23 protein-coding genes are annotated in these 24,432 nt (G+C 38.3%); 4 read left to right on the top strand and 19 right to left on the bottom strand.

The annotated features are described in order from the left end of the window. Nucleotides 1-39 precede the first annotated feature (39 nt). The 5 genes from ptcA to CKV70_RS00160 all read right to left on the bottom strand — a co-directional run bounded on the left by ptcA (nt 40) and on the right by CKV70_RS00160 (nt 7,116). Nucleotides 40-1,065: a putrescine carbamoyltransferase gene (gene ptcA, locus CKV70_RS00180; protein WP_003721659.1), complete on the bottom strand. Its 1,026-nt coding sequence runs from the start codon at nt 1,063-1,065 to the stop codon at nt 40-42. A 234-nt stretch (nt 1,066-1,299) separates the two neighbouring features. Beyond that, nucleotides 1,300-2,385 carry a glutamine--fructose-6-phosphate aminotransferase gene (locus tag CKV70_RS00175; RefSeq protein ID WP_003721658.1) on the bottom strand — a complete coding sequence of 362 codons (1,086 nt, stop codon included), beginning with the start codon at nt 2,383-2,385 and terminating at the stop codon, nt 1,300-1,302. A gap of 1 nt (nt 2,386) precedes the next feature. After that, nucleotides 2,387-3,739: a PTS sugar transporter subunit IIC gene (locus CKV70_RS00170; protein WP_003721657.1), complete on the bottom strand. Its 1,353-nt coding sequence runs from the start codon at nt 3,737-3,739 to the stop codon at nt 2,387-2,389. A gap of 12 nt (nt 3,740-3,751) precedes the next feature. Further along, entirely contained in the window at nt 3,752-6,154 is a 2,403-nt protein-coding gene (locus CKV70_RS00165; RefSeq protein WP_014600348.1) for a glycoside hydrolase family 9 protein, read from the bottom strand. Beyond that, nucleotides 6,151-7,116 carry an ROK family protein gene (locus tag CKV70_RS00160; protein ID WP_014600347.1) on the bottom strand — a complete coding sequence of 322 codons (966 nt, stop codon included), beginning with the start codon at nt 7,114-7,116 and terminating at the stop codon, nt 6,151-6,153. The genes CKV70_RS00165 and CKV70_RS00160 overlap by 4 nt, the downstream gene beginning before the upstream one ends. A gap of 201 nt (nt 7,117-7,317) precedes the next feature. On the opposite strand from CKV70_RS00160, the gene CKV70_RS00155 reads away from it, so the two are divergent. Both CKV70_RS00155 and CKV70_RS00150 read left to right on the top strand, forming a co-directional pair. After that, nucleotides 7,318-8,373 carry a LacI family DNA-binding transcriptional regulator gene (locus tag CKV70_RS00155; RefSeq protein WP_003721654.1) on the top strand — a complete coding sequence of 352 codons (1,056 nt, stop codon included), beginning with the start codon at nt 7,318-7,320 and terminating at the stop codon, nt 8,371-8,373. Between the two features lie 16 nt (nt 8,374-8,389). Further along, on the top strand, nt 8,390-9,199 hold the full coding sequence (locus CKV70_RS00150) for a Cof-type HAD-IIB family hydrolase (protein ID WP_003721653.1): 810 nt from the start codon (nt 8,390-8,392) through the stop codon (nt 9,197-9,199). A 35-nt stretch (nt 9,200-9,234) separates the two neighbouring features. Here the strand turns inward: CKV70_RS00150 and CKV70_RS00145 are convergent, their stop codons facing one another. The 10 genes from CKV70_RS00145 to CKV70_RS00100 form a co-directional block, all read right to left on the bottom strand. After that, nucleotides 9,235-9,573, bottom strand: coding sequence for a DUF4064 domain-containing protein (locus CKV70_RS00145; RefSeq protein ID WP_003721652.1), 339 nt, complete (start codon nt 9,571-9,573; stop codon nt 9,235-9,237). 233 nt (nt 9,574-9,806) lie between these two features. Beyond that, nucleotides 9,807-10,682: a S66 family peptidase gene (locus tag CKV70_RS00140; RefSeq protein ID WP_009931862.1), complete on the bottom strand. Its 876-nt coding sequence runs from the start codon at nt 10,680-10,682 to the stop codon at nt 9,807-9,809. A gap of 84 nt (nt 10,683-10,766) precedes the next feature. After that, entirely contained in the window at nt 10,767-12,671 is a 1,905-nt protein-coding gene (locus tag CKV70_RS00135) for a beta-glucoside-specific PTS transporter subunit IIABC (RefSeq protein ID WP_003721643.1), read from the bottom strand. A 204-nt stretch (nt 12,672-12,875) separates the two neighbouring features. Beyond that, on the bottom strand, nt 12,876-13,517 hold the full coding sequence (locus tag CKV70_RS00130) for a copper homeostasis protein CutC (protein WP_014600346.1): 642 nt from the start codon (nt 13,515-13,517) through the stop codon (nt 12,876-12,878). A gap of 54 nt (nt 13,518-13,571) precedes the next feature. Beyond that, nucleotides 13,572-14,276 carry an SIS domain-containing protein gene (locus CKV70_RS00125; RefSeq protein WP_003732177.1) on the bottom strand — a complete coding sequence of 235 codons (705 nt, stop codon included), beginning with the start codon at nt 14,274-14,276 and terminating at the stop codon, nt 13,572-13,574. A 27-nt stretch (nt 14,277-14,303) separates the two neighbouring features. After that, nucleotides 14,304-15,131 (bottom strand): PTS system mannose/fructose/sorbose family transporter subunit IID, encoded by an 828-nt coding sequence (locus tag CKV70_RS00120; RefSeq protein WP_003728733.1) that lies wholly within the window; start codon nt 15,129-15,131, stop codon nt 14,304-14,306. After that, nucleotides 15,106-15,909 carry a PTS mannose/fructose/sorbose/N-acetylgalactosamine transporter subunit IIC gene (locus tag CKV70_RS00115; protein WP_003721639.1) on the bottom strand — a complete coding sequence of 268 codons (804 nt, stop codon included), beginning with the start codon at nt 15,907-15,909 and terminating at the stop codon, nt 15,106-15,108. The genes CKV70_RS00120 and CKV70_RS00115 overlap by 26 nt, the downstream gene beginning before the upstream one ends. A gap of 22 nt (nt 15,910-15,931) precedes the next feature. Next, nucleotides 15,932-16,420, bottom strand: coding sequence for a PTS sugar transporter subunit IIB (locus CKV70_RS00110; protein WP_003721638.1), 489 nt, complete (start codon nt 16,418-16,420; stop codon nt 15,932-15,934). After that, the gene (locus CKV70_RS00105; RefSeq protein WP_014600344.1) at nt 16,420-16,821 is read right to left on the bottom strand and encodes a PTS sugar transporter subunit IIA; all 402 of its coding nucleotides are present in this window, start codon (nt 16,819-16,821) and stop codon (nt 16,420-16,422) included. Before CKV70_RS00105 ends, CKV70_RS00110 begins: the two co-directional genes overlap by 1 nt. 15 nt (nt 16,822-16,836) lie before the next feature. After that, nucleotides 16,837-17,577, bottom strand: coding sequence for a GntR family transcriptional regulator (locus CKV70_RS00100; protein WP_003721636.1), 741 nt, complete (start codon nt 17,575-17,577; stop codon nt 16,837-16,839). A gap of 240 nt (nt 17,578-17,817) precedes the next feature. On the opposite strand from CKV70_RS00100, the gene CKV70_RS00095 reads away from it, so the two are divergent. Next, complete coding sequence (locus tag CKV70_RS00095; protein WP_009925167.1) at nt 17,818-18,639, top strand: C39 family peptidase; 822 nt, start codon at nt 17,818-17,820, stop codon at nt 18,637-18,639. Between the two features lie 46 nt (nt 18,640-18,685). Here CKV70_RS00095 and CKV70_RS00090 read toward each other — a convergent pair whose 3' ends face one another. Continuing rightward, nucleotides 18,686-20,119 (bottom strand): 6-phospho-beta-glucosidase, encoded by a 1,434-nt coding sequence (locus CKV70_RS00090; RefSeq protein WP_014930782.1) that lies wholly within the window; start codon nt 20,117-20,119, stop codon nt 18,686-18,688. A 225-nt stretch (nt 20,120-20,344) separates the two neighbouring features. Here CKV70_RS00090 and CKV70_RS00085 point away from each other — a divergent pair, with 225 nt between their 5' ends. Beyond that, nucleotides 20,345-21,463: a CapA family protein gene (locus tag CKV70_RS00085; protein ID WP_014600343.1), complete on the top strand. Its 1,119-nt coding sequence runs from the start codon at nt 20,345-20,347 to the stop codon at nt 21,461-21,463. Nucleotides 21,464-21,514: 51 nt separating this feature from the next. Here the strand turns inward: CKV70_RS00085 and qoxD are convergent, their stop codons facing one another. From qoxD to qoxB, 3 genes are read right to left on the bottom strand one after another with little or no spacing between them, the layout of a single operon-like run. Then, nucleotides 21,515-21,847, bottom strand: a complete 333-nt coding sequence (gene qoxD, locus CKV70_RS00080) for a cytochrome aa3 quinol oxidase subunit IV (protein ID WP_003721632.1) — start codon at nt 21,845-21,847, stop codon at nt 21,515-21,517. 1 nt (nt 21,848) lies between these two features. Further along, a complete protein-coding gene (gene qoxC / locus CKV70_RS00075) occupies nt 21,849-22,460 on the bottom strand; it encodes a cytochrome aa3 quinol oxidase subunit III (protein WP_003721631.1) in 612 nt (203 codons plus the stop codon). Further along, a complete protein-coding gene (gene qoxB, locus CKV70_RS00070) occupies nt 22,448-24,427 on the bottom strand; it encodes a cytochrome aa3 quinol oxidase subunit I (protein WP_003725631.1) in 1,980 nt (659 codons plus the stop codon). The genes qoxC and qoxB overlap by 13 nt, the downstream gene beginning before the upstream one ends. Nucleotides 24,428-24,432 lie beyond the last annotated feature (5 nt).

Raw genomic sequence — 24,432 nt, 5'->3', positions numbered from 1 at the left:
AAACGGCCAGCGCTCTCTTCTCCTCCTTATTTTGGTATCTTATAAGCCAGCGCCATTTCTAAGTAATAACTCTAGTTCAGCATCATATTTTTCCGCAACTGCAAAACCCGCTTCTTTCACATACGGATTCATAAAGTATACAAGCAGTGCTCTCATCGCTGTTAAACGATTTTCAGCTTCATCAATAACAACTGAGTATGGAGCATCAAGCACTTCGTCAGTAACCTCTTCCCCACGAGTTGCGGGTAAACAGTGCATAAACTTCACGTGTGGAGCCGCTTTACTGATCAATTCTTTATTCACTTGATATTTAGGATAGAAAGTTTTCATTCGCTCTTCTTCGGAAAGTTCCGCTTCGTATAGGCCATACCAAACATCTGTATAAATGAAATCTGCGTCTTTTAACGCAATGTCTACATCTTCTGTAATTAAATAGCTCCCGCCAGATACTTCGCAATTTTCTTCAGCAACTTTCAAATGTTCTTCACGTAATTGAAATCCTTTTGGTCCAAATTGAACGAAATCCATTCCAAGTTTTGTTGCCATAAACATTGTAGATGCACATACTTGAGTAGCATCTCCTACAAAGACAATTTTGCAGTCTTCAATCTTTTTTCCTTTTGGAAGGTGTTCAAACATAGTAATTGCATCACCTAATTCTTGTGTTGGATGGTTGTAATCACTCATCCCATTAATAACCGGAATAGCAGCTGTATTTGCAAGTTCTACTACTGTTTGATGACGTTCAACACGCGCCATCAATATATCTACTAATCTAGAAAGAACTTTGGCTGTATCGCCTACTGATTCATGTCCACCGAGCTGAATTTGTCCAGGAGCTAAATATTGCGCATGACCACCAAGCTGTGTCATTGCTGTTTCAAAAGATACACGAGTTCTTGTTGATGATTGTTCAAAAATCATACCAAGCGTCTTATGTTTTAAAAGTTGTGGGTAATGACCGTTTTTAATAGATTCTTTCATTTTGCGACCGATTTCTATCATAAATAGTATTTCTTCTTTAGAAAAATCTTTTGTGTCGATAAAATCTCTTTTTTTGTTCATTTCTATCACCTCAACCATTTATTTTCTAAACCTTTTCTGGGGCATACTCGAGTATTTCCTTGCCACATGCTCATCATAGTACAAAAGAGATTATTTTTGAATACGTTTTCTTTTTTTAAGAACAGACCGAATCACCCTGTAACTCGTTACATTCTGCGTAACATGTGACCCAAATACAAAAAGAAGACTGGAAAAACCCTCCTTATACGGGTTTTTCCAGTCTATTAGCCTCTCTTATGCATAGTCACCTGGTTTTGTTTTACTCTTCATCGCTACGCCAAAGTCCGTGTAGATACGTTCTGTTAATTTATTTCCCTTCAACTCCGCAATATGATGCGCTAAAATTTGGAAAGGAAGAATCATTAGGAACGGCGCTTGGTATTCGTCTAAATCTGCTGGTATCAATAGCGTTCGGTCATTTCCAGCTGTACCAAATTTAACTGTATACGTAAACGGTGTATATTTAGATTCATAATTGCGCAACGCTACTAATCGTTCGGTAACGGCGCTTTCTGTTTCTAAAAAGAAGATTCTATGCTGTGGATTTACTTCTAAATATGGCCCATGCATAAACGCTTCTAAATCAAGACCTTGTGATGGCACGCGGACAGTTTCTGAGAATTTTGTTTCAAATTCTTTGCACGTTCCAACAGTAGGACCATATCCAATTGCTGTAAACTTCGGTGCAGTAGCGAATTCCTCTTGCCATCTTTCATAAAATGCTTCTGTTTCGGCAATTGTTGCTGGGATTGCGTTGGTTGCTCGGCTAAATGCATTGATTTCATTATTGAACTTGGTTTCATCAATTTGTGCTGTTTTGTATGCAAAATGAAGTCCTGTCAGCATTAATGTTAGAACTGTTGCTGTAAAACCTTTTGTTACGTAGCCAACTCGTTCTTTTCCGGAGCCGATATCAAGCGTAATATCCGCAAATTCAGCAATTTCACTCGTTACATCACTAGTTAGGGCGACTACTGGAACGGAAGCTTCTTTTTTCACTCGTTCTAGCGCAGAAATAGTCGATGTGCTTTGACCGCTTTGCGAAATTCCGATGACTAGATCTAGGTGGTTTGATAGTTTTTCGTAATATAGATGGTTGAAAGGTTCTTCAACAGTAATACGGACATCTGCGATATTTTCAATGTAATATTTGGCGCTTTGAGCTGCATTTAAGCTTGATCCAGTTGCTAAAATTAACCATTCTTTTGCGCCATTTTTTACGAGTGATTCTAATTTTTCTGCATTTGTTTGGAAATTGGCTAAAATCGCTCGACACATTTCCTCTTCTTCATTAATATAAGTCATCATTGTTGGTTTCATTTTAAACTTCTCCATTCGTTACTGCTTCTACTTTCCCAGCAGCTTTTTGTTCTAACACGTACGCGCGGTTTGCTACAAGTACAAATGGTAGGTAAATCAGCGTTCCAACGATAATAATTGCGATTTGAAGGATGGAAGCGCGAATGTCTCCGCCTGTCGCAAGGTAACCTGAAAGCACTGGTGGAGTCACCCAAGGAATCAAAATATAAGTCTGGCTAATCCAGCCCCACGAAGTTGCGAAGTACGCCATTGCAGTCGAAGCTAGCGGCGCAATAACCAATGGGATACCATAAATCGGGTTAAATACAACTGGCAGACCGAACATTAGTGGTTCGCTGACATTGAAAATACTCGGAATCAAACCAAATTTTGTTACCATGCGGTGATCCGGTCGTTTAGAAGCAATAAAGATTGCGATAACTAAACAGATGATTGTTCCACCGCCACCCATGTATACAAAAGCATCTAAAAATGGTTGTGTAACGATGTTTGGTAAAGCAGTCCCTGCATTCACTGCATCAATGTTTTGTTGTAAAGAAGTTAAAAGAACTGGTCCGGAAATCGCACCTAATACGAACGCGCCATGAATACCGAAGACCCATAAGAATCCCGCTAAGAATACATAAAGTAGAATTCCTGGTAACGTTTGGAACCCACCAACTAATGGAATTTGTAGTACTTTTACGATAATTTCTGGGATACTCATTGATACGAAACTGACTACAAGTACTTCAATAATTGCTAAAATACTTAGAACTAAGAATGATGGAATTAAAATGTTAAATGATTTTGCAATTGCCGGAGGAACACTTTCTGGCATAGAAATCTTTAATTTTTTACTTTTCGAGAATTTTGCAAGCATTGTAATACTAACTAAAGCAGCGATAATCGCAAGGAACATACCTGTTGAACTTGTCATTTCTTGAGTTAAAACGCCGCCCGCTTCAAAAGCTTTTCCATCAACAGACATTAAATGAGAAGATGCCGGTATTAAAACAACATAAGCAGCTACAGCGATAACCCCTTCCGTACGACCTTCCATTCCATATGATTTAGCTAAAAAGTTACCAATTAAGAATGCTGCTAAAATCGCCATAATACCAAGTGTTGCATTATAGACTTGAATACCTACACCCAAATAATTTTCTACATTTGGAATAAATTTAAGCAGACCGTTTTCTGGTTGAAGCAACACATTATTTACAAGTAAGAAAAATGCTGCAATAATCGTAATCGGAATCATCGCTGCAAAGCCATCACGAATTGCCATGATATGCTTTTGCGATGAAATTTTTTGGGCAAAAATTGATAATCCTTCAATAAATCGGCTAGATAAACTTCTCTCTGAACTCATTTTTTTGTCCTCCTATGACTTTCCTGTTATTTTGTTTAAATCTGCTACAATTGACATCCATTTGCCGGCATTACCGACCCAAACTTCCTTATAAGTTGCATTATTAAACTCCGGCCAGTATGGTTCATCTTCATTTCTAAAGGTTTCCATTCCGACTGGTATTTCTCCTGTGATTTCGCCATTTAGTACACTGTATTGCTGTGCGTAGCGATAACCTTCACCGTGCATCATTGATTGTCCAAATGGGTTCATTCCAATTACCCACTGCAATTGACCTTCCGCAATATCTAAAAGCGCCTTATCTTTCAAAATTTTCCCAGCAATTGATGCGGCTTTTCCTGCCGAAAGTAAAATAGCGTTATTTCCTCTAAACGAGAACCAAATTGGGAATTTCCGCAAAGCTACCTCGTCGTTTATTTTGATACCTTGCTCGAATTGTAATTGGTATTCTTCTATCGCTCGTTCATCAATGAGTAAATGTTGTAAGTGGAAACTTGCTTCGTCTAAATACTCATCTTTTTTGTAAAGTCCTGCTGGAATGAGCGGGTATGGTTTAGTGAAACGTGTTACTTTTTTCAAATAATCGCCGTACATTTCGACCGCTTGTAGCCAAGTTTGTTTTTCAGCGTGACTCGGTTGCGTTTCAAGCGCCGCCTCTAGCGCCAGTAAATAAAGATGTTCGCGTGCTTGATGATTAAAATGTTGAATGACCTTGTGTGATTTATCGCGGTAGAAAAATCCTTTGTAAAGTTCGCTAGTTTCGCTGTCTCTAATTCCAGCTTTTTCTTGCGCTTCTAGCATCAAATCTAACCATTCGGCCGCTTTTTCTGCATATATTTCTTTGTTTGTTAGTTGATAAACCATCGAAGCCGCCCAAGAAGCAGTCGCATAATATAGACTTTCTGAGGTTTGATACGTATGCTCCCAGAAAATCGGCTTTTGACTTGTTCCGTGTTTTTCCAGTTCCTTTATCGCAAAAAGCAAATCCTCTTCCGCGATTCTCAGCAAATGATTCTGCATAGTAGCATTATCCGCAATTTGGCTGCCAATATACGCTTCAATCCCGGCACAATAAAAGTTCTCATAAGCTTGGTTATGAACGCGCGCAATTGCATCATCCATCCCACCAACAAGCCCATCCGTCCATCTCGTCATACCTGCGCTAGTCGCCCTAAAACCATCTCCGAAGCGCGTTTTCAAAATGAAATCTAGTCCCCACTCGCCTTCTTCTAAAAGGCGCATCCGCAACGTTTCCTCTTTTTCAGGTAAACTCGCAGCCATTTCATATAAAGCCATCGTTACTTCTGCTGTTTGAATAAGCTGCTGCGAAACATCGCCCGCATCATGCCATCCACCATTAAATGACAACTGTTTCCCATCATGTTCAGCGATAATATCTGCGTGACAAGTCGTATGTTTCCCAAAAACCGGGCAACCGCAACGTTCGCAGAAAATAAAGTTAAGCGATTTCCAGATAGAAGATTCCCAGATCACTTCGGAAGTCCCAATTTGGAAAATTTCCGTTTGCATATCCGCAAATTTTAAATAGTATTCACCCACAGTTTGTAAATCAGAAAAATCAAGAATAATGAAATTGCCAGTTTCTGTTGCATTTTGGTAACTTTTTCCAGTGAAAACAACTTTGTCTGTTTCTTTGTCGTGAATTGTAAATGTAGTCGCAGCATGCTTGTTCGCACAAAACGCCACTTTTGGCATGTCTTTGGAGTAACCATTATGAGAATAGATTAGCGTGTTATCTTGCGGAAGCCAGCCCTTGGAAATCTCCGGCTCACTGATTTGTTCTAATTTAATTTCATTAATAAATAATTCCATCGTTCCAGCAGTCAGTCGCTCTGGGCCATTCAAGTAATAGCTAAAACTCATTTCAGTCATTCGGTCGCGCGGTAAACCTTCAATTTCAAAAATGACATCATTCCATTCATGGTTGATTAAATTCACACCATGAACACCTTCTCGCCCATATATATCAGGCACTTTCACGGTTCCGTCGTTTTTAAAACTAATCATTAAATAGGGGTTTGTCACTCCAGGAAAATCAGGGAAAACTTGGATTCGCACACGATTAAAGCCGCTCCAGTCCTCATTTCCAATCGACGCCGATATGGTAACGTTACCAAAATTAGTATAATCACCGTCATCCGGAGCACCAGCGGGCCAATGTGGCATAACCACAGGCGAAGAAAGCTTAATTTCATCTTGGCCAGAAATAGTAAAATCTCCTGCTCCTTGATGTGTAAACTCTAAAGAAACATGCTGTTTAGAGCTAAATAATGTTCTACTTGATAAAACTTGTTTCTTTTTCGCTAAAGTTTCTAATGCGTGCTCGGTTTCAATAGGGAGTGGTCGATGAATAATACCAGTTTGCGCAATTTGTCGTTTCATACTTGGCTTCATTCTTTTCCTCCTTCATTTCCTAGTCTCATTCCAATAACGGCTGCACCAATTAAGCCAACTTTATCCTTCTCAAGCTTAGAGCGGACAACGCCTTTTGTAACAAAACGAATTGTATTGCTTTGAAGATTATCTTGTATCTTTTGGAAAAAATGCTCATTTCTCGTCACGCCTCCGCCAAGAATTAAGCATTCAGGATCGGTTGTACGAACTAAATTCATAATCAAATTTGCTAGCTGAAGCGTTGCATTATCAATAATTTTCTCTGCAAGCTCATCTTTTTGCTCCGCTGCATGAAGAACCATTTTTCCAGTTAGTTCTGTTTGAGTTTCAGCAAGTATGGATGTCGGATAGCTATTCAAATGTCTCAGCGCCTCTTCTTTAATCCCAAGACCGGAAGCAAGTCGTTCCACACAACCACGTCTACCGCAACCACAGAGTACATCGCTATGAATATCCACTACTGCATGACCGACTTCACCAGCGTTAAAGTGCCCGCCTTGTGTAATTCGTCCATCCACCACAAACCCAGCAGCAAGACCAGTTCCAACATTTAAATAAATAAAATCGTTTGTTTCCCGTCCCCAACCAAATTGCTTTTCGGCCATTGTTGCACAAACAACATCATTACCCAGACTTACAGGTAATCCTGTTTTTGCTTCTAAAATATCTGCAAGCGGGGTTGGATTGCTTTTTCCAGGTTCAATCTCTAACCAAACACCTGACTTGTGATCCACACGACCAACTAGCCCCACACCAATACCCGTTTGTTTTGGTGCTATAAAACCAATATTTTGTGTGTAATCATCTAATACCTTCAACAATGTTTCGGTAGCTTTGGTCTGATTTTCCGTATTACTTGGATAACTCTTTGAATTTAGCACCTCACCATCTTTCGTTACTTCGCCAATTAAAATTTTAGTGCCACCTAGATCAATTCCGATGACAGATTCTTGTATGTCCAACTATTCCACCTCGTTTTTGGTAACGTTACCAAATTAAAACATTTGTTGATAGCGCTTTCTAACATAGAATAACCGGATATTTTTAATATGTCAACCCTTTTTATCATATTTTTGATAACGTTACCAAAATTTACTTGTTATTTACCCATAAATACGCTACACTTAAAATAGTTAAAAATGCTTACGAGGTGAACATTTCGAATGAAAAAAATAACTATACAAGAAATAGCTAAACTTAGTGGTGTCTCCGTTTCAACTGTTTCGCGGGTTCTTAATAACAGTCCTTCTGTTTCAGCTGCGAAACGCAAAAAAATCCAAGCAATCATTGATGAACATAATTACACACCTAGCGTGTTTGCTCGTGGGATGGTCAATAAGCAGACGAAGAATATAGGCGTTATTTTACCAGATATTTCTAATCCCTATTTCATTTCACTTATAACGCAAATTCAAAAATTCGCGCTAGATTATATGTTTTCGACGATTTTGTTCAATACAATGCTTGCGGAGCCAGATAATAAGAATAATCAACATCCCCTAACGGAAGAAGATTACTTGAAAATCATTTTAGAAAAGCAAGTGGATGGTTTACTTATTTTAGGTGGAGAAATCGATAAAGAAATCGTTCCAAAAGAGTATATAACTGCTCTAAATCAATTAAATAATGCAATTCCAGTAGTTGTTATCGGGTCAAAAATCCCTGAGCTCAACTGTTTATTTATTGAACGTAATTTAAAAAAAGGTGTAACAACCTTAGTTAGTCATCTAACTGCACTTGGGCATAAAAATATTGGTTTTATTGGCGGAGAAGCTGGTGTAAAAATTACCACCTACCGACTAGAATCTTTTAAAGAAGCAATGACTAGCTATCAACATCCGGTAAATGACGACTGGGTAGTTCTATCTGATTATTATACGGCTGATGGTTACGCGGCGATGACTCACCTTTTAGAAAATAGCACTACTTTGCCGACAGCGCTTGTAGCTATAAATGATAATGTCGCTATCGGGGCAATTCGGGCGATTAACGATGCCAAACTCTCTTGCCCTGAAGACATCGCTATTGTCAGCTGTGATCAATTTATGAATGGCGATTACCAAACTCCGCGTTTAACTTCCATGGATCAACACAATGAATATCTTGGTAAAATGGCTATTTTACAACTAATTAGCGCCATTAACGGTCAAGTCGAGCCAATGATTATCAACCATAATCCAGAACTAATTATCCGCGAATCTTGCGGCTCTAAGCTATAACGAAAGGAAGGTCCACTTGGAAAAATACTTAATTTGTTCTGATTTAGATGGAACATTACTGCTAAAAAATCAAACTATCTCACCAAAAACACTAAATTTATTGCAACAACTAATAGAAGAAGGTCACCATTTTGCCGTTTCCACTGGTCGAATGTACAATTCCGCAACAGACTTCGCCAAACTTGTTCATCCAAAAGCAGATGTCATTGCCTCAAACGGCGGTGTGGTCGCAGTATCCGGCGAAATCATTCAACAAGAAAAAATGAAACAATCTGCGTTACTCGAGACATTTTTATTATGCCAAAATCATGATTTACCAGTGTTTTTCTTTTCAACAGATACAGTTTTCTACACTAAAAATCCACCATATTATTTTACGGATGAAGAAGATAAAGGCCGAGTAAACGCCACAAAACTCGTAGCGATTAAATCAAGAGAAATTTTCCTTGAGCATGCGGACCAGTTCATTAATGGTATCGTAATCGAGGAAGAAGATTTCGACAAACTCGCAGTCCTTCGCAGTGATCTAGAAAAACTCTCCGATGTTTCTATCCTTTCTTCCCATGCCAATAATATTGAAATCTTACCAAAAGATATGGATAAAAAATATGCCGTGAAAAATCTCGCGGCACATTTAAATATCAAGCCAGAAAATGTGATTACTTTTGGTGATGGTGAAAATGATATTGGGATGCTTGAAGTAGCTGGTGCAGGGGTTGCGATGGAAAATGCGAGTGAACTAGTGAAAAAAAGTGCTGATTTTGTTACTACTGCAAATGATGCCGATGGAATTTACTACTTTTTGAAAAAACATCTTAATCGTTAATAAAAAAGCTGCCCACGTGGACAGCTTTTTTTCATTTATTCTTCTACTGAAGCAGCTTCTTCATAGTTAATTAGTGCAATTAGTCCGCCAACAGCAAGTAATACGATTGGTAGTAAGAACATAATCGAAATCGACATTGTACAGCCAATTGCAGCTGCAACCATCATCGCCCCACCAAGACGCGGCTTATGCGAAACAATAAACGATCCTGCAAGCCCCACTCCTGAAAGTACAAGTGAACCAATCGTTAACATATAGAAGAAAAATGACTCCTCTTCTAATGCCTGTGAAATATCAGGAATAACTAGAACCATCAAACTAAATCCAATACCCAGTGCCGCCCCTAAAAAGCCAAGTAATCCTTCAACTTTCATGATAAAAACTCCTTTTTTATACGCATTTTCTTTCATGTTATCATTTTAACAAAAAATTGAATAGTTATCAGCTTGAAAGATTAAAAAAAGACCGACAATCAAGTCGGTCCAAAAAAGGGAGTTTAGGATTTTAAGGAAGTTTACAATTAGCAAAAAGGGAGTAAAACTAATTGTATTCCTTGCTTACAGGTTCTATATTAAAGGTTAATTATGAACATTTCGCAATAAAATTATTAAAAATTTGTTAATGTTTCACGTGAAACATTAACTTTTGCACCAATTAAGCATGGTTTTGCATCTACACTATGCCCTATTTCGCTTGTTCGGAAAATCGGCAACTTATACTTCCGACCAATTTGTTGATATAAGCGACCAATTCTTTCATATTCACCGTTTTCCTCCGCTTCGGAATGTTGTCCCACAATAACGCCTAAACATTTAGAAAACGCTCCTAATTGCTCTAATTGAGCCACATATGAGGCAAGCTTCGCCTCTTTCCCACCGAGACTTTCTAACAAAATTATTTTATTAGTGAAATCAGGCATAAAATTTGTTCCTGCTAACTTTAAAAAGCAACGAATGTTTCCTCCAATAACTTCGCCACCACGCCACACAAACTCATTAAGCTGCTCTCCGCTAATTAATACACGATTTTCAAAAAATGTTTTTCTAAAATGACTCTGCTGCAACTCACTATCTTTACCGACTAAATGAAGTAATTGATAATTATAACCCATTTGTTCTGTTTTCGTATAAATAGCATTCAAAATCACCGTTAGATCACTATAGCCAACAAACGGTTTTTGCGCATTTCGGATAATATCAAAATCAAGATAAGGCAATACTTGATTGGCTGCATCTCCACCAGAAATATCAAAAATCATTTGCACATCTGAACGCTGGTATAATTTCATCAGTTCTATCGCACGAGCTTGCGGAGTACCACTAAATGGCGATTCAGCTTTTTGAAAAATAGTTTCAGCAAAAACTACTTGCAAGCTAAATTCTGTTTTTAGCACTTGCTCAAGCAGTGCAATTCTGTTCTCATCTTCTTTTTTCCGACCATCAGAACAACAAATAATTCCCACTGTATCGCCTTTTACTAGCATAGGTGCTTCACCGTCCGTTTTTTTCTCAGTATAACATAAAAACAGCTTGAGCAAGTTACTGCCCAAGCTGTTTATTTAAATGTCTTAAATTACTAATGTGATTAAACGTTCTTCTAGTTTTGCTTCTTTTGCATCTGTAATCATTACGTCTAAATATTGATTGGAGTTTGTTACTACTACTGGAGTTGTAACGTCATATCCAGCTGCTTTAATGCCTTCAATATCAAATTCAGTTAGTAATTGACCTTTTTCGATTACGTCGCCTTGCTTAACGTGTGCTGTGAAGAATTTACCTTCAAGTTGAACAGTGTCCATACCGATATGGATTAAAACTTCTGCACCATCTTTTGTTGTAATACCGATTGCATGACCAGTTGGGAAGATAGTTGTTACTGTTCCGGCTGCTGGAGCTACAACGCGTCCGACAGTAGGGATAATTGCAACACCTTTTCCAAGTGCACCGGATGAAAATGCTTCGTCTTTTACATCTGCTAAAGTTACGATTTCGCCAACTACTGGAGCTGGAATTGTTTCACGTTCGATTAAAGTTTCGCCTTCTACTGTGTTAGATTGTTCTACCACTACATCAGCTGGATCTTTGAAACCTACTACATAAGTTAAGATGAAACCAAGGATGAAGCTGATAACGATTGCGATAACTACCCACCAGAATTCGCCTGAAATACCGCTACCTGGTTTGAAGAAGTTAGGAAGACCGAAGATTCCAAGTCCACCCATGATATATGTTTGAGATCCTGCAAAACCAATGATTCCGCCACCAATACCACCAGCGATACAGCTCATGATAAATGGTTTTTTCAGAGGTAAAGTAACACCGTAAATCGCTGGTTCAGTTACACCAAAGATACCGGAAATAAATGCTGGGATACTAAGAGATTTGATTTTTTTGTTTCTAGATTTAAAGAATACTGCCAATACTGCACCGATTTGAGCAAAAGATGCACCAAATGTCATTGCTAAAATTGGATCATGTCCAAGAACAGTTAAGTTGTTGATTGCCACTGGTACAAGACCCCAGTGAAGTCCAAAGATAACAAATACTTGCCAGAAACCACCTAAAATTAGACCTGCGATAATTGGACTTAAGTTATAAACCCAAATTGTTCCTGCTCCTAATAATTGACCAGCCCATGTAGCAATTGGGCCAATTACGATGAAAGTGATTGGAACTACGATTAATAATGTACAGAATGGAACTACGAAAGTTTTAATTACATCTGGAATGATTTTCTTGAAGCCTTTTTCTACTTTGGAACCAAAATATGTTGCTACGATAATCGGAATAACAGAAGATGCATAAGACATCAAGATAACTGGAATTCCTAAAAATGTTACGTGAATTGGAGATTCAAAAATTGTTCCTGCGAAAAGTGTATAAAGTGGGTCACCTGCTGTAATACCTGCAAGTGTTGGATAAACTAAGGCACCACCTATAGCCATCCCGATAAATATGTTTCCGCCGAATTTTTTCATTGCTGTGTAACCTAGGAAGATTGGGAAGAAGTAGAATAAACAATCCCCAATTGCATAAAGTAATTGGTACGTACCTGAAGTAACTGTAATCCAACCAAATGCTACAAACATTGCCGTGAAACCTTTAATCATACCTGTTGCGGCTAATACACCTAGAACTGGTGTAAATACGCCAGAAATCATATCGATGAAGCGGTTGAAGATATTACCTGTTGCTGGTGCACTACTTCCTTCGTCACCTTCAGCTGAAATCCCGCCAACTTCTAATACTGCTTTAAATACGTCTGGTACGTGGTTACCGATAACTACTTGGTATTGACCACCACTTTTAATGACAGAGATTACGCCATCAAGTTTTTCAATTTCTTTCGTGTTCGCAATATTCTCATCTTTCAGTTTAAACCGAAGTCTGGTAATACAATGGAAAACACTGTTGATATTTTCTTTACCGCCGACATTTTTCAAGATGTCTTTTGCTAATTGTTCATATTTCATTTTGACGACTTCCTTCCTCTTTTTGGTTTTTTGGGCAAAAAGAAAAACCTAAGCTCATTCGAGGACTCCACGCATACACGTGTCCTACAAATCAGCTTAGGTTTTGCCCAATGAATTGGTAACAATCCTTTGTGATGAGATAAATATATCATATAAAGAAAACGGTTGCAAGCATTTTTTTAAAATAAATTTATTTGGGGAGTTTTAGCGCTCCCCAAACAAGTCAGTGCCATGTATTTCAGCTGCTCCAGTTTCTTTTATAATCCATTCTAAATTGTGCGATTTAATTCCTCCACCTGGTAAAATAATGATTCGACCCGCTGCGTAATCAATATATTTTCGCCATTGAACAAAAGTTTCTTCGGGAAGTTTAGCGCCGTCGCCACCATGCGTGAGAATTCTTGTAACGCCTTGCTCAACTAACCAGTCTATTGCCGGTAATTTTTCTGTTTCTACTAACTCATCAAACGCCATATGAAAAGTCACTTCCAGACCTGCTGCAGCTTTCAATAATTCATTTATGGCTGGTTTATCTAGCAATCCAGAATCCGTAATACAGCCAAAAACCACGCCATCAACCGCTATTTTCTTGTACATCAAAATGTCATCAATCATAACCGAAATTTCTTCTTTTGTATAAACAAAATTGCCTTTTCGGGGACGCACCATTGCCATTACACTTACATTTTGTTCATGACAAATTTTCACAACATGTTTCGCAACCCCATAACTAACAGAAGTTCCGCCCTCCGCTAGATTATCACAAAGTTCCACTCGATTAGCTCCAGCTTCAATAACGTTCACCAAATTAGTAGTATTTTCAATACAGACTTCTTTTAAAATCATCATTTTGCCTCCAAAAAAGCGCGAAAATAACGTTCATTTTCGCGCCCATTTTTATTATAAGTGGAAAATACGATCAGCGAATTTGTCTTCAATCGCAAAATTGTATTCGTAGCCACCATCAATATTTGCACTACGATAAACTGGTGGTGTATAGCCTTTTTCAAGCATAAGTTCTACTGCTTCATAGATTGTTTGTTGGAGAAGCAGAACGGCTGAGAATGAAGAGGTTCCACAAACTTTTCCTTCTAATCCCTCTAATTCAAGTGCCGCATCCCCTTGGACTGAACGATTATCTAAAATAACATCCGCAAACTCGTACAACAATTTTCCAGAAGAGTGTCTCGAAGCTGCTGTTTGCGAGGCATCGAGTGCTGTTACAACAATTAATTTACAGCCCTGTGATTTAATCCATTCTGCAAGCTCAATTCCCATTGGATTACGACCTGAATTAGATATAAGGAAGAATATATCATTCGGTTTAGCTTGTAATCTATGAGTAAGCAAGGAACCAACGCCCTCAATAGATTCATAATAACCGCCAGCAGGGTCCATAATAACTTTCGAGGGAATAAGTCCTCCTGCTCTCCCACATACTTCAATAGCTGCCGCATATGAGTGCCCACTACCAAATGCTTGAATAATTCCGTCGTTCATAATGCTGTCTGCCACCAGTTTTGCTGCTTGATGAATACTTTCCGCCTGTGTTTTTTCTAGTTCCTCCGTTAATTCACGCGCTTTGTCAAAAAATGTTAAACCCATTTTGTCTATTCCTCCAATTTTTATATTTTAACCTAGAATTTTTAGGTTGAATAAAATAATCGCAATAACCATTACTAATAAAATAGCCTTCGTAGATGTCATTTTTTTGTGGCCTAAAAGTGCATAGATTAGTGCCACAAGTAAGACTGGAACGAGTGATGGCATGATTTGATCTAGCATGTCTTGCATTTTGAGCTCTACTTTTCCTGATTTATAAACGAATGGGACAGTTGCTTTAATTACGGTTGGTATTAATGCCCCGACGACCGTGACCCCGAGCAAAATAGCTGCATCGGTTAACGCGTTAAGTCTATCCGCGAATTCCGTCACTAGTTTCGCACCTTGCTTATATCCTAGAGGAAGTAAAGTAAATCTAGCTCCCACAACCAAAATATTTACTAATACCCAGATAACTACACCTGTCACATTACCTTGAAGTCCCATATATGCGGCAATTGATCCAAAAATCGTCGGTAAAATAACCCCGAAAATCGTATCACCAACACCAGCAAACGGTCCCATTAATCCAGTCTTCAAACCAGTTACGACTTCTTTTGATGCTTTCTTTTCTCGCTCTTCAATCGCCATATCCATTCCTAAAATCAAACCACCGACCATAGGATTTGTATTAAAGAATTGGTTATGCATATTCATCATATCTTTTAAATCATCATCAGTTTTATAAAGCTTCCGAAGCGTTGGCAAAATACTATAAAGATAACCAGTCGACATCATTCGCTCATAGTTCCAACAGATTTGGCTAGCAAACAACCAACGAAAGTTTGCTGCTATTAAATCGCGTCTCTTGAGGACTTTCTCAAAATCCTGCTCAGTCTTCGTATTCGCCATCTTCATTCTCCTCCCCAACTAGCGCTGCACCATTTGCTCCTGCAGCTACTGGATTTTTGAAATTTTGTTTGAAGTAGATGATTGCTAATGCTACACCAATTAGCGCTACGCCTAGCATTGGTACTTTTAGATAAGCTGCTGCTACAAATCCGATAATTAAATAAGCGACGAATTTGTTTGTTGGCAAGTAACGAAGGAGAATCGCAATACCAACTACTGGAAGAATTCCACCAGCTACACGTAGTCCACCCATTAGCCATTCTGGAATTTCGTTAAGAATAAAATCAACCACGCTTTGTCCGAAAGTCAACATGATAAATACTGGAACCGCGCGCGATAAAGCCCATGGTAATGCGCCGTACCAAATATTCCTTTTAACTGCTGAGATGTTTCCTGAAGCGATGTTAGAATCAATGCGGTGCAAGAAAAACGTATTAGTAAATCTTGCTAAAATATCTAATTGAACCATTAAAAGTCCCACTGGAATTGCAAGGCCAATCGCAAATTCCGCATCCTGACCTGATAAAACGGCAAATACTGTTCCGACGATTGCTCCCGTTGTAAAGTCAGGAATCGACGCACCGCCGTATGTACCAACACCTAGAACCATCAGCTGTAACGTTGCCCCAATTGCAAGTCCGAGCACCATATCACCCATAATGATTCCAGCAAGCGTTCCTGTTATTACAGGGAAATTAAGTCCTATTACTAAAGTTAAAGCATCAAGAATGGTACAAGCTGCAAGTATAACTAACAATATAATCTGCCAAATTGCTAAATCCATTGTAGTTCTCCCTTCTTATAACTTATTTTTTTAATAAATTTGCAAATTCAACTGCATCTTCACTCGGAACCATTTGAGCAGTGATTTTAATGCCTTTTTGAGCCAAATAATCAAAATCTTCCAAATTTTCATCTGTCACGCTAACTGATTTTTTTATTTGGCGACTCCCTGCTTTAGTCGACATATTTCCAACATTGATTTGGGGAAGTTCTACGCCCGCATCCACTAAACCGCGAAGAGCATGAGGTGATTTTACGATTAAGAAAACTTGCTGCCCTGCGTATTTATCATTATTGATATTATTTGCTGCACCTTTTACTGTCAGAATACTTAGTTTGACACCAGCCGGTACTGCGGTTTTTAAGGCAACTTTTTCCATTTCATTTTTTACAACTGCATCATCAACAATCATGATTCGCGTTGCTTTTATAGTATTGGTCCACATTGTTGCTACTTGTCCGTGAATTAGTCTTTCATCTACGCGTACGTGTTTAATTCCGTTGCTTCCCATCAGTCCTCTTCCTCCCCATCATCACTTACTATCGTATGACTCGCTTTTTGCTCTACAAATTGAATATTATCTTTTGCTCCAAGCATCGCCTCCTCTAAACTTTCTCCAAGGCTAAGTGGAATGATTAATCCTAGCGACAAACCTGATACAACTTTAACTTCTGGATGTTTTGTACTAAACATTTGAGCCGCATTACACGGAGTTCCACCAACAATATCCACAATGATAGCGGTTTCATTTGCAGGTGAATAAACTGCCATGTAGGCATCTAATACATCCGTCACCCCCATTTCTTCAGTAAAAGTAATTGCTGAAATATTAGTTGTTTGGCCAGTAATCATTTGGCAGCTATCTTTTACTTCCTGCGCATACAGACCATGTGCTGCGATAATATAATCCAAGTAATTAACTCCCTTCTATTGTTTTTTCTTTTCAATTTCAATAGAGTAAAAATTATGCCGTAAATAGCTTTCAATATATTCATAGGGTTGCCCCTCTGGCACATAAGTTATTCTTTCAATATGGTAAAGTGGCAATTCAGTATCAATTTCGAGTAATTTGAAATTATTTTTATCTTTTACTGGAAATTCGACTTCAATTCTCTCTTTCATCGCTTCGTGCAGAATATTAATGCCATAAAGCTCTTTAATCACTTCAGATAAAGAATTAAACTTTTCAAAATTTGTTAAATCGACATTGATCAAATTGGATTTTGCCATATAGTTGTTTTGAACAGTCCAAGGTAAATCATCAATAAGGCGGATTCGTTGAAAATGAACAATCATATTTTCAGGTGGAATCTGCAATTTTTTAGCAATTCGCGCATCCTGAATTTCATTTATTGCAACTACTTTTGTATGTTCGTTAGTAATTTTTGTTTTGCGATTGAATCTTCCGTTCGGCACTGTCGTATATTCATTAAAAATAACTTCTTCGTTGATAATAGACTTACTTACGTATGTGCCTTTTCCTTGATAACGAGCTAAAATCCCAGCTCGTACTAATTCGTGTAAGGCGCGAACAACCGTAGTATTACTAACATTATACTTCTTTTTCAGTTCATCTTCTGAATAAATTTTTTCCCCTGGCTTAAAAGTTCCATCACTAATTAATCGCTTGATATCATTGATAATAATAGCGTATTTTGGTTCCGCCATAACAAGTTCCCCCTAAAGCATCCCGCGCGTTAACACGTTAAGTTTTAGGTTAATGGTACCATGATAATTTTTTGATTGCAAACTTGAATTAGCTTGCAATCACTGAACTTTTTAACAATAACCGGTTAACACGTTAAGTTCATTTTTATAGTATCACGGCCACTTCATTTATGCAAGCGTTTTCTTTTTATTTTTCCAAAATAGGGTATACATAAGTAATCTGTATCAAAGGGGGATATAATGGGGACTTTTTTTAGTAAATGGGGGAAGTGGATACTTGTCCTTGGATTAGTATTCAGTGTTTTTAGTGTTTCTACAGCTGGTCAGGCGGCGGCAAAAGAGACTGTGATTAACAAGCAAATGGTAACAACTGCAAGCCTTAATGTTCGTTCAACTAATTCGACTTCTGGGAAAGTTATTGGCTGGCTTAAGAACAATACAAAGTTCAAAGCGATTGCAAAAACATCGAACAACTGGTATCGCTTTAGCTTTAAAGGGAAAAACGGCTACGTATCTGGGAAATATGTAAAAGCCGCAACTGCAACTCCGACTCCAAAACCTCCAACGCCAAAAATTGTGCAAATGAACGTGCCATTAATCGTTCAGCGTCCACAATTACCAACAGGTTGCGAGATTACAAACATTGCGATGATGCTGCGCTATGCTGGAAAAAATGTTGATAAAGTAAAACTTGCCAAAGAAATGAAGCGTCATAAATCCAATCCAAATTATGGTTTTGTCGGGAATCCATTTTCTAAGAGCGGTTGGACGATTTATCCACCGGCTTTAGTTAATCAAGTTAAAAAATATACTGGGAGCGCGAAGAATATGACTGGAACAAATTTAGCTGGTATTAAAAATCAGTTGAATAAAAAACGTCCAGTTGTAGCTTGGGTGAGTAAATTCCACGGTTTTTCCGTTCACGCAATCACCATTACCGGTTATGATAAAAATAATTTTTACTACAACGACAGCTGGTCTGGTCAAAAAAATGCACGAATTTCGCAAAGTTACTTTAATACATGTTGGAGCAAACAAGCAAAACGCGCGATTTCGTATTAAAATAAAACCCCCACTTTCGATGATGAAAGTGGGGGTTTTTGATATATTAGTCGATATCTTTACCATTTGTTTCAATTACTTTTTTGTACCAGTCGAATGATTTTTTCTTCGAGCGGTTCAATGTTCCGTTGCCTTTGTTGTCGCGGTCAACATAGATGAAGCCGTAGCGTTTTTTCATTTCGCCAGAGCCAGCGCTGACAAGATCGATGCAGCCCCACGGTGTATAGCCAAGAAGTTCTACTCCGTCCTCGATTGCTTCGCCCATTTCGCGAACATGTTCACGCATGTAGTCGATTCTGTAATCGTCAGTGATTGAGCCGTCTTCTTCCACAGTATCCACTGCACCTAAGCCATTTTCAACGATGAAAAGTGGTTTTTGGTAACGGTCGTAAATTGTATTCATAGTAATACGTAGACCTAGTGGATCAATTTGCCAGCCCCATTCGCTTGCTTTTAGGTATGGGTTTTTTAGTGTTGCGAAAACGTTGCCTTCTGTTTCTTTGTTTTTCTCTGGATCTGCGCTTGTTAGACGAGAAGAATAGTAGCTGAATGCCACATAATCAACTGTGTGATCGCGTAATGCGTCTAAGTCGCCATCTTCCATTTTGATGTTGATGTTATGTTCTTTGAAGAAACGTTTAGTGTAGCTTGGGTAGTATCCGCGTGCTTGAACATCAATGAAGAAGTAGCCTTCACGGTCCGCCTCGATAGACTTCCAGACATCTTTTGGAGTACAAGTCATTGGATATGTGTTACCCGCTGCAAGCATACAACCGATTTGATTTTCAGGATTGATTTCATGACCAAGTTTAGTTGCAAGTGCTGATGCAACTAATTGATGATGAGCAGCTTGATATTTAACTTCCTCTGGATTATCCTCTTTAGTAACGTCTAAACCTCCACCAATGTATGGAAGATGAAGAATCATGTTAATTTCATTAAATGTCATCCAATATTTTACTTTATCTTTATAACGCGTGAAAATTGCTTCACAGAAATTCAAGTAAAAGTCGATGCATTTACGATTTTTCCAACCACCATATTTTTTGAAAACTTCTAGCGGAGTATCAAAATGGTTGATTGTAACAACTGGTTCGATACCATATTTGTGACATTCATCAAAAACTGCATCATAAAATGCTAAACCTTTTTCATTTGGTGTCGTTTCATCACCATTTGGGAAAATACGTGGCCAACTGATGGACATACGGAAACATTTGAATCCCATTTCAGCCATTAATTTAATGTCTTCTTTATAACGATGATAAAAATCAATTGATTCGTGACTTGGGTAAAAACCATAATCTGTAGCAAGCGCTTTCGATGGATTGAATAAAGCTTCCCAACGTCCGTCCTCTACTGTTGGAAGGATATCAACAAGTGAAAGTCCTTTACCGTCTTCAAGATAAGCTCCTTCACATTGGTTGGCAGCAACTGCTCCGCCCCATAAAAAGTCTTTAGGAAATTTTGATTCTGTCATTTTTGTATATCTCCTCTCACGAATATAATTTACTTTTCCACTATAGAATATGTAATGCATTACATAGCAAGCAATAATTTCAAATTTTTTAAATTCGTCTTCCATTTTATGATTTTAAAGTTCACAATTTAGCCATTAAAATCCATAAAAAAGCCTATTTTTGATAAAAACCTTTTTCTCCATACTGATAGAATTAGATAACTTTTTAATTTAGGAGGAGAAAAAATGAAATCAAGAAAAAAAGGGATTATCTTAGTACTGTCCGTTATTCTAATCTTTTCCATTGGTTTATTAGTGAACAACCTCATGACAAACAACAAAGATACCGCTAAGCCAAAAAAGAAAACCGTCGCTGCTGTTAAAAAGAAAAAAGAGACACCTCCAAAACCAAAAGAACCATTTAACATTGATTTTACAGGTGATATTATGTTTGATTGGGATTTACGCCCCGTTTTAGCAGAGAAGGGAATGGATTATCCTTTTAATAATGTTCGCGAGGAACTGAAATCGAGCGACTATACATTTGTTGATTTAGAAACAGCTATTACAACTCGAACAAAAAAAGTCCCCTACCAAGAATTTTGGATTAAAAGTGATCCTAGTTCTTTAACAGCTCTTAAAAATGCAGGGGTTGATATGGTTAATATTAGTAATAACCACATTTTAGACTATTACGAAGATGGATTACTCGACACAACGGCTGCTTTACGCGCCAATAACCTAGCCTATGTTGGCGCCGGTAAAAATGAAGATGAAGCCTATCAACTTAAAGTTGCTGACATCAAAGGTAATAAAGTTGGATTCATGTCGTTTTGCCACTTTTTCCCAAATACTGGTTGGATTGCCGATGAAGATACTCCTGGGGTTACTAATGGTTATGATATAAATTTAGTCGAAGAAAAAATTAAAGAAGAACGCGCAAAAAATAAAGATATTGATTATATGGTCGTCTATTTTCACTGGGGAGTTGAAAAGACGAATACACCTGTAGATTATCAAACCCAATACGTTAAAAAACTCGTGGATGATAATTTAGTGGATGCGATTGTTGCTAGCCATCCACACTGGCTCCAAGGTTTTGAAGTATACAAAGATGTTCCAATTGCTTATTCATTAGGTAATTTCTTATTCCCTGACTATGTTTCAGGTCATTCGGCAGAAACAGGTATTTATAAACTGAATTTTGATCAAGGTAAAGTAACTGCACATTTTGATCCTGGTATTATTTCAGGCAATCAAATTAATATGCTTGAAGGTTCTTCCAAGACAGCACAATTAAATTACCTGCAATCCATTTCTCCAAATGCAACCATTAATAGTAATGGTGATATTTCCGCAAAATAAAAAAAGCTGATGCTAGTTCGGTGTATACCGTTCCATGCATCAGCTTATTTTTTATAACAAATGATTCATATGGCCAATTTCCATTACCCAATAAGAACCAATAACTACGACAATCGCAATAAATGCTGCGAATAAAATATTACCGATTTGGATTTTACCATCGCGGCCTTCTGTCATATGCATGAACATCAGAAGCTGTAGGGCTGCCTGAATGAACGCAAAGATGAAAATAATAACTACCTTAACATTTGTTGTAAGCGTTGAATAAAGAGCTACCCAGACTGCTAGAAGCGTCAAAACAACCGATAGCGCAAAGCCAACAATATGTTTCCAAGGAATGCCACCTTCTGCATGTGCTGCATTTGATTTATTATTTTGTGTCATATTAGTTCACCATCCCTAGCAAATAGACACCGGTGAAAATGAAAATCCACACAACATCCAAGAAATGCCAGTATAAACTGGAAATAAATACTTTTGATGCTGTTTTTGGCGTCAAACCATGCATTTTAATTTGAATCAGAATAAAACTAATCCAGAAAATCCCGACCGTTACGTGAAGTCCATGTGTTCCTAGTAGAACGAAGAATGCCGACCAGTAAGAACCAACTTGCATCGTAACTCCTTCTGTCACATAGTGTGCAAATTCATAAAGCTCAAAGCCAACAAATCCCGCACCAAGAATTAATGTGATAATCGAGTAAATCGTCAACATTTTCACATTGCCTTTACGCATTTCACCAATTGCTAGACCACACGTAAAACTACTTGTTAAAAGTAAAAATGTCATTATTAGCACTAGCCAAAGTTCGAACATTTCTGCTGGCGGATGCCCCGCATTCGAGCCAGCCTTCCTCATAACAAAGTAAGTCGCAAAAAGCGTTGCAAACAATGCAATTTCGGCGCCAAGGAAAATCCAGAATCCAAGAATATTTAATCGACCTTGTTCTGATCTATATTCAATTGGCAGATTTTTATTTGTTTCTACAGATTCCATGGGTTTCCCTCCTTCACACCAGTCGCAAGTTCGCGCGCATTATGTTCTTCTGTTGCTTTAATTTCGTCCACTTCAACGTGGTAACCATCGTTATTTTGGAATGAACGATAAATCATACATCCTAAAATACCAACTAGACCAATAATTCCCATCCAGTACCAGTAGAAGACTAGTCCGAAACCTGCAATGAAGAAGAAGACAGACATTACAAACCCAACCATGGTATTACTTGGCATATGGATTGGTTTATAATTTTTATCATTTACATATGGATCGCCTTTTTGTTTTCTATTCCAGAAATCATCCAAGTCATTCCATTCAGGTAAAACAGCGAAATTATATTTTGGCGGAACTGCGGAACTTGTAGCCCATTCAAGCGTACGAGCATCCCACGGGTCACCAGTAACTTCACGTTTAGAGTTTTTATAGCTGTAGTAGATGTTGTAGCAAAGAACTAAGAATGCTACGCCCATCAAGAATCCGCCAACTGTAGAGATAAAGTTAAGCGTTGTCCAGCCATCACCTTGTACGTAAGTGTAAATACGACGCGGCATACCATCTAGTCCTAGGAAATATTGCGGGAAGAAACAAACGTTAAATCCAACAACGAAAATCCAGAAGAACCATTTACCAATTTTTTCATTTAGTCTGTAACCGACCATTTTTGGATACCAGTATGTAAGCCCGGCAAAGCAGGAGAACACGGTTCCAGCAATTAATACGTAGTGGAAATGGGATACTAAGAAGTACGTATTGTGATATTGATAATCGGCCGCAGCCATTGCAAGCATAACCCCAGTTACCCCACCAACAACAAAGTTAGGGATAAAGGCAAGCGACCAAAGCATTGGCGTTGTAAAGGTTATTCGCCCTTTGTACATCGTAAAGAGCCAGTTGAATATCTTAATCCCGGTCGGTATCGCAATCATCATCGTTGTAATGGAGAAGAAGGAGTTAACAAGCGCCCCTGATCCCATTGTAAAGAAGTGATGGACCCAAACTAGGAAACTTAGTAAAGAAATAACTGCCATCGCGGCAACCATCGCCGGATAACCGAATAATTTTTTCCTCGAGAAAGTAGAAATAATCTCTGAGAAAATACCGAAAGCTGGCAAAATAACAATATATACTTCCGGATGCCCCCAAACCCAGAACAAGTTGGCCCACATCATTGGAAGCCCGCCATTCGTGAGTGTGAAGAATGCTGTCCCAAACAATCGGTCAAATGACATTAAAGCAAGCGCCACTGTTAAAACTGGGAAAGCGAAAATAATAATCAAACTTGTAATTAATGAAGACCAAGTAAACATCGGCATTTTCATTAATGTCATACCTTTTGTACGCATTCTTAAAATCGTAACGAAAAAGTTAATCCCCGTCATCAGCGTACCAATACCAGCGATTTGAACACCTAGAAGATAGAAGTTAATTCCATATCCCGCGCTAAAATCTGTCGCAAGTGGCGCATAGTTTGTCCAACCAGCATCTGGCGAACCACCAATTACGAATGATAAGTTAAATAGCATCGCTCCCATAAAGAACGTCCAAAAACTTAAGTTGTTTAAAAACGGAAATGCTACATCACGCGCACCAATTTGAAGTGGTACGGCAATGTTCATCAATCCGATGATAAACGGCATCGCCATAAATAAAATCATAATCGTTCCGTGAGTAGAAAATACTTCATTGTAATGCTGTGCGTCTAAAAATTTCATATCCGGTAAAGCGAGCTGGGTACGCATCATTAGCGCATCCACACCACCACGGAAAAACATTAAGACAGCAGCAAGCAAGTACATAATACCAATTTTTTTATGATCAACGGAAGAAATCCACTCTTTCATGAGCCACTTCCATTTTTTTGTATAAGTTAGTAACGCAACAACACCAATACTTACAAGTACGATAGAAATCTGCGCGCCTAAAATCATTGGGTCGCCAGTTACGATAAACTCATTCCATTTCATGCCTT

This window comes from Listeria monocytogenes (genome assembly GCF_900187225.1).
Taxonomy (GTDB): Bacteria; Bacillota; Bacilli; order Lactobacillales; family Listeriaceae; genus Listeria; species Listeria monocytogenes.
The sequence above is the reverse complement of the archived record's forward strand: the minus strand, read 5'-3'. Positions and strand labels throughout refer to the sequence as shown.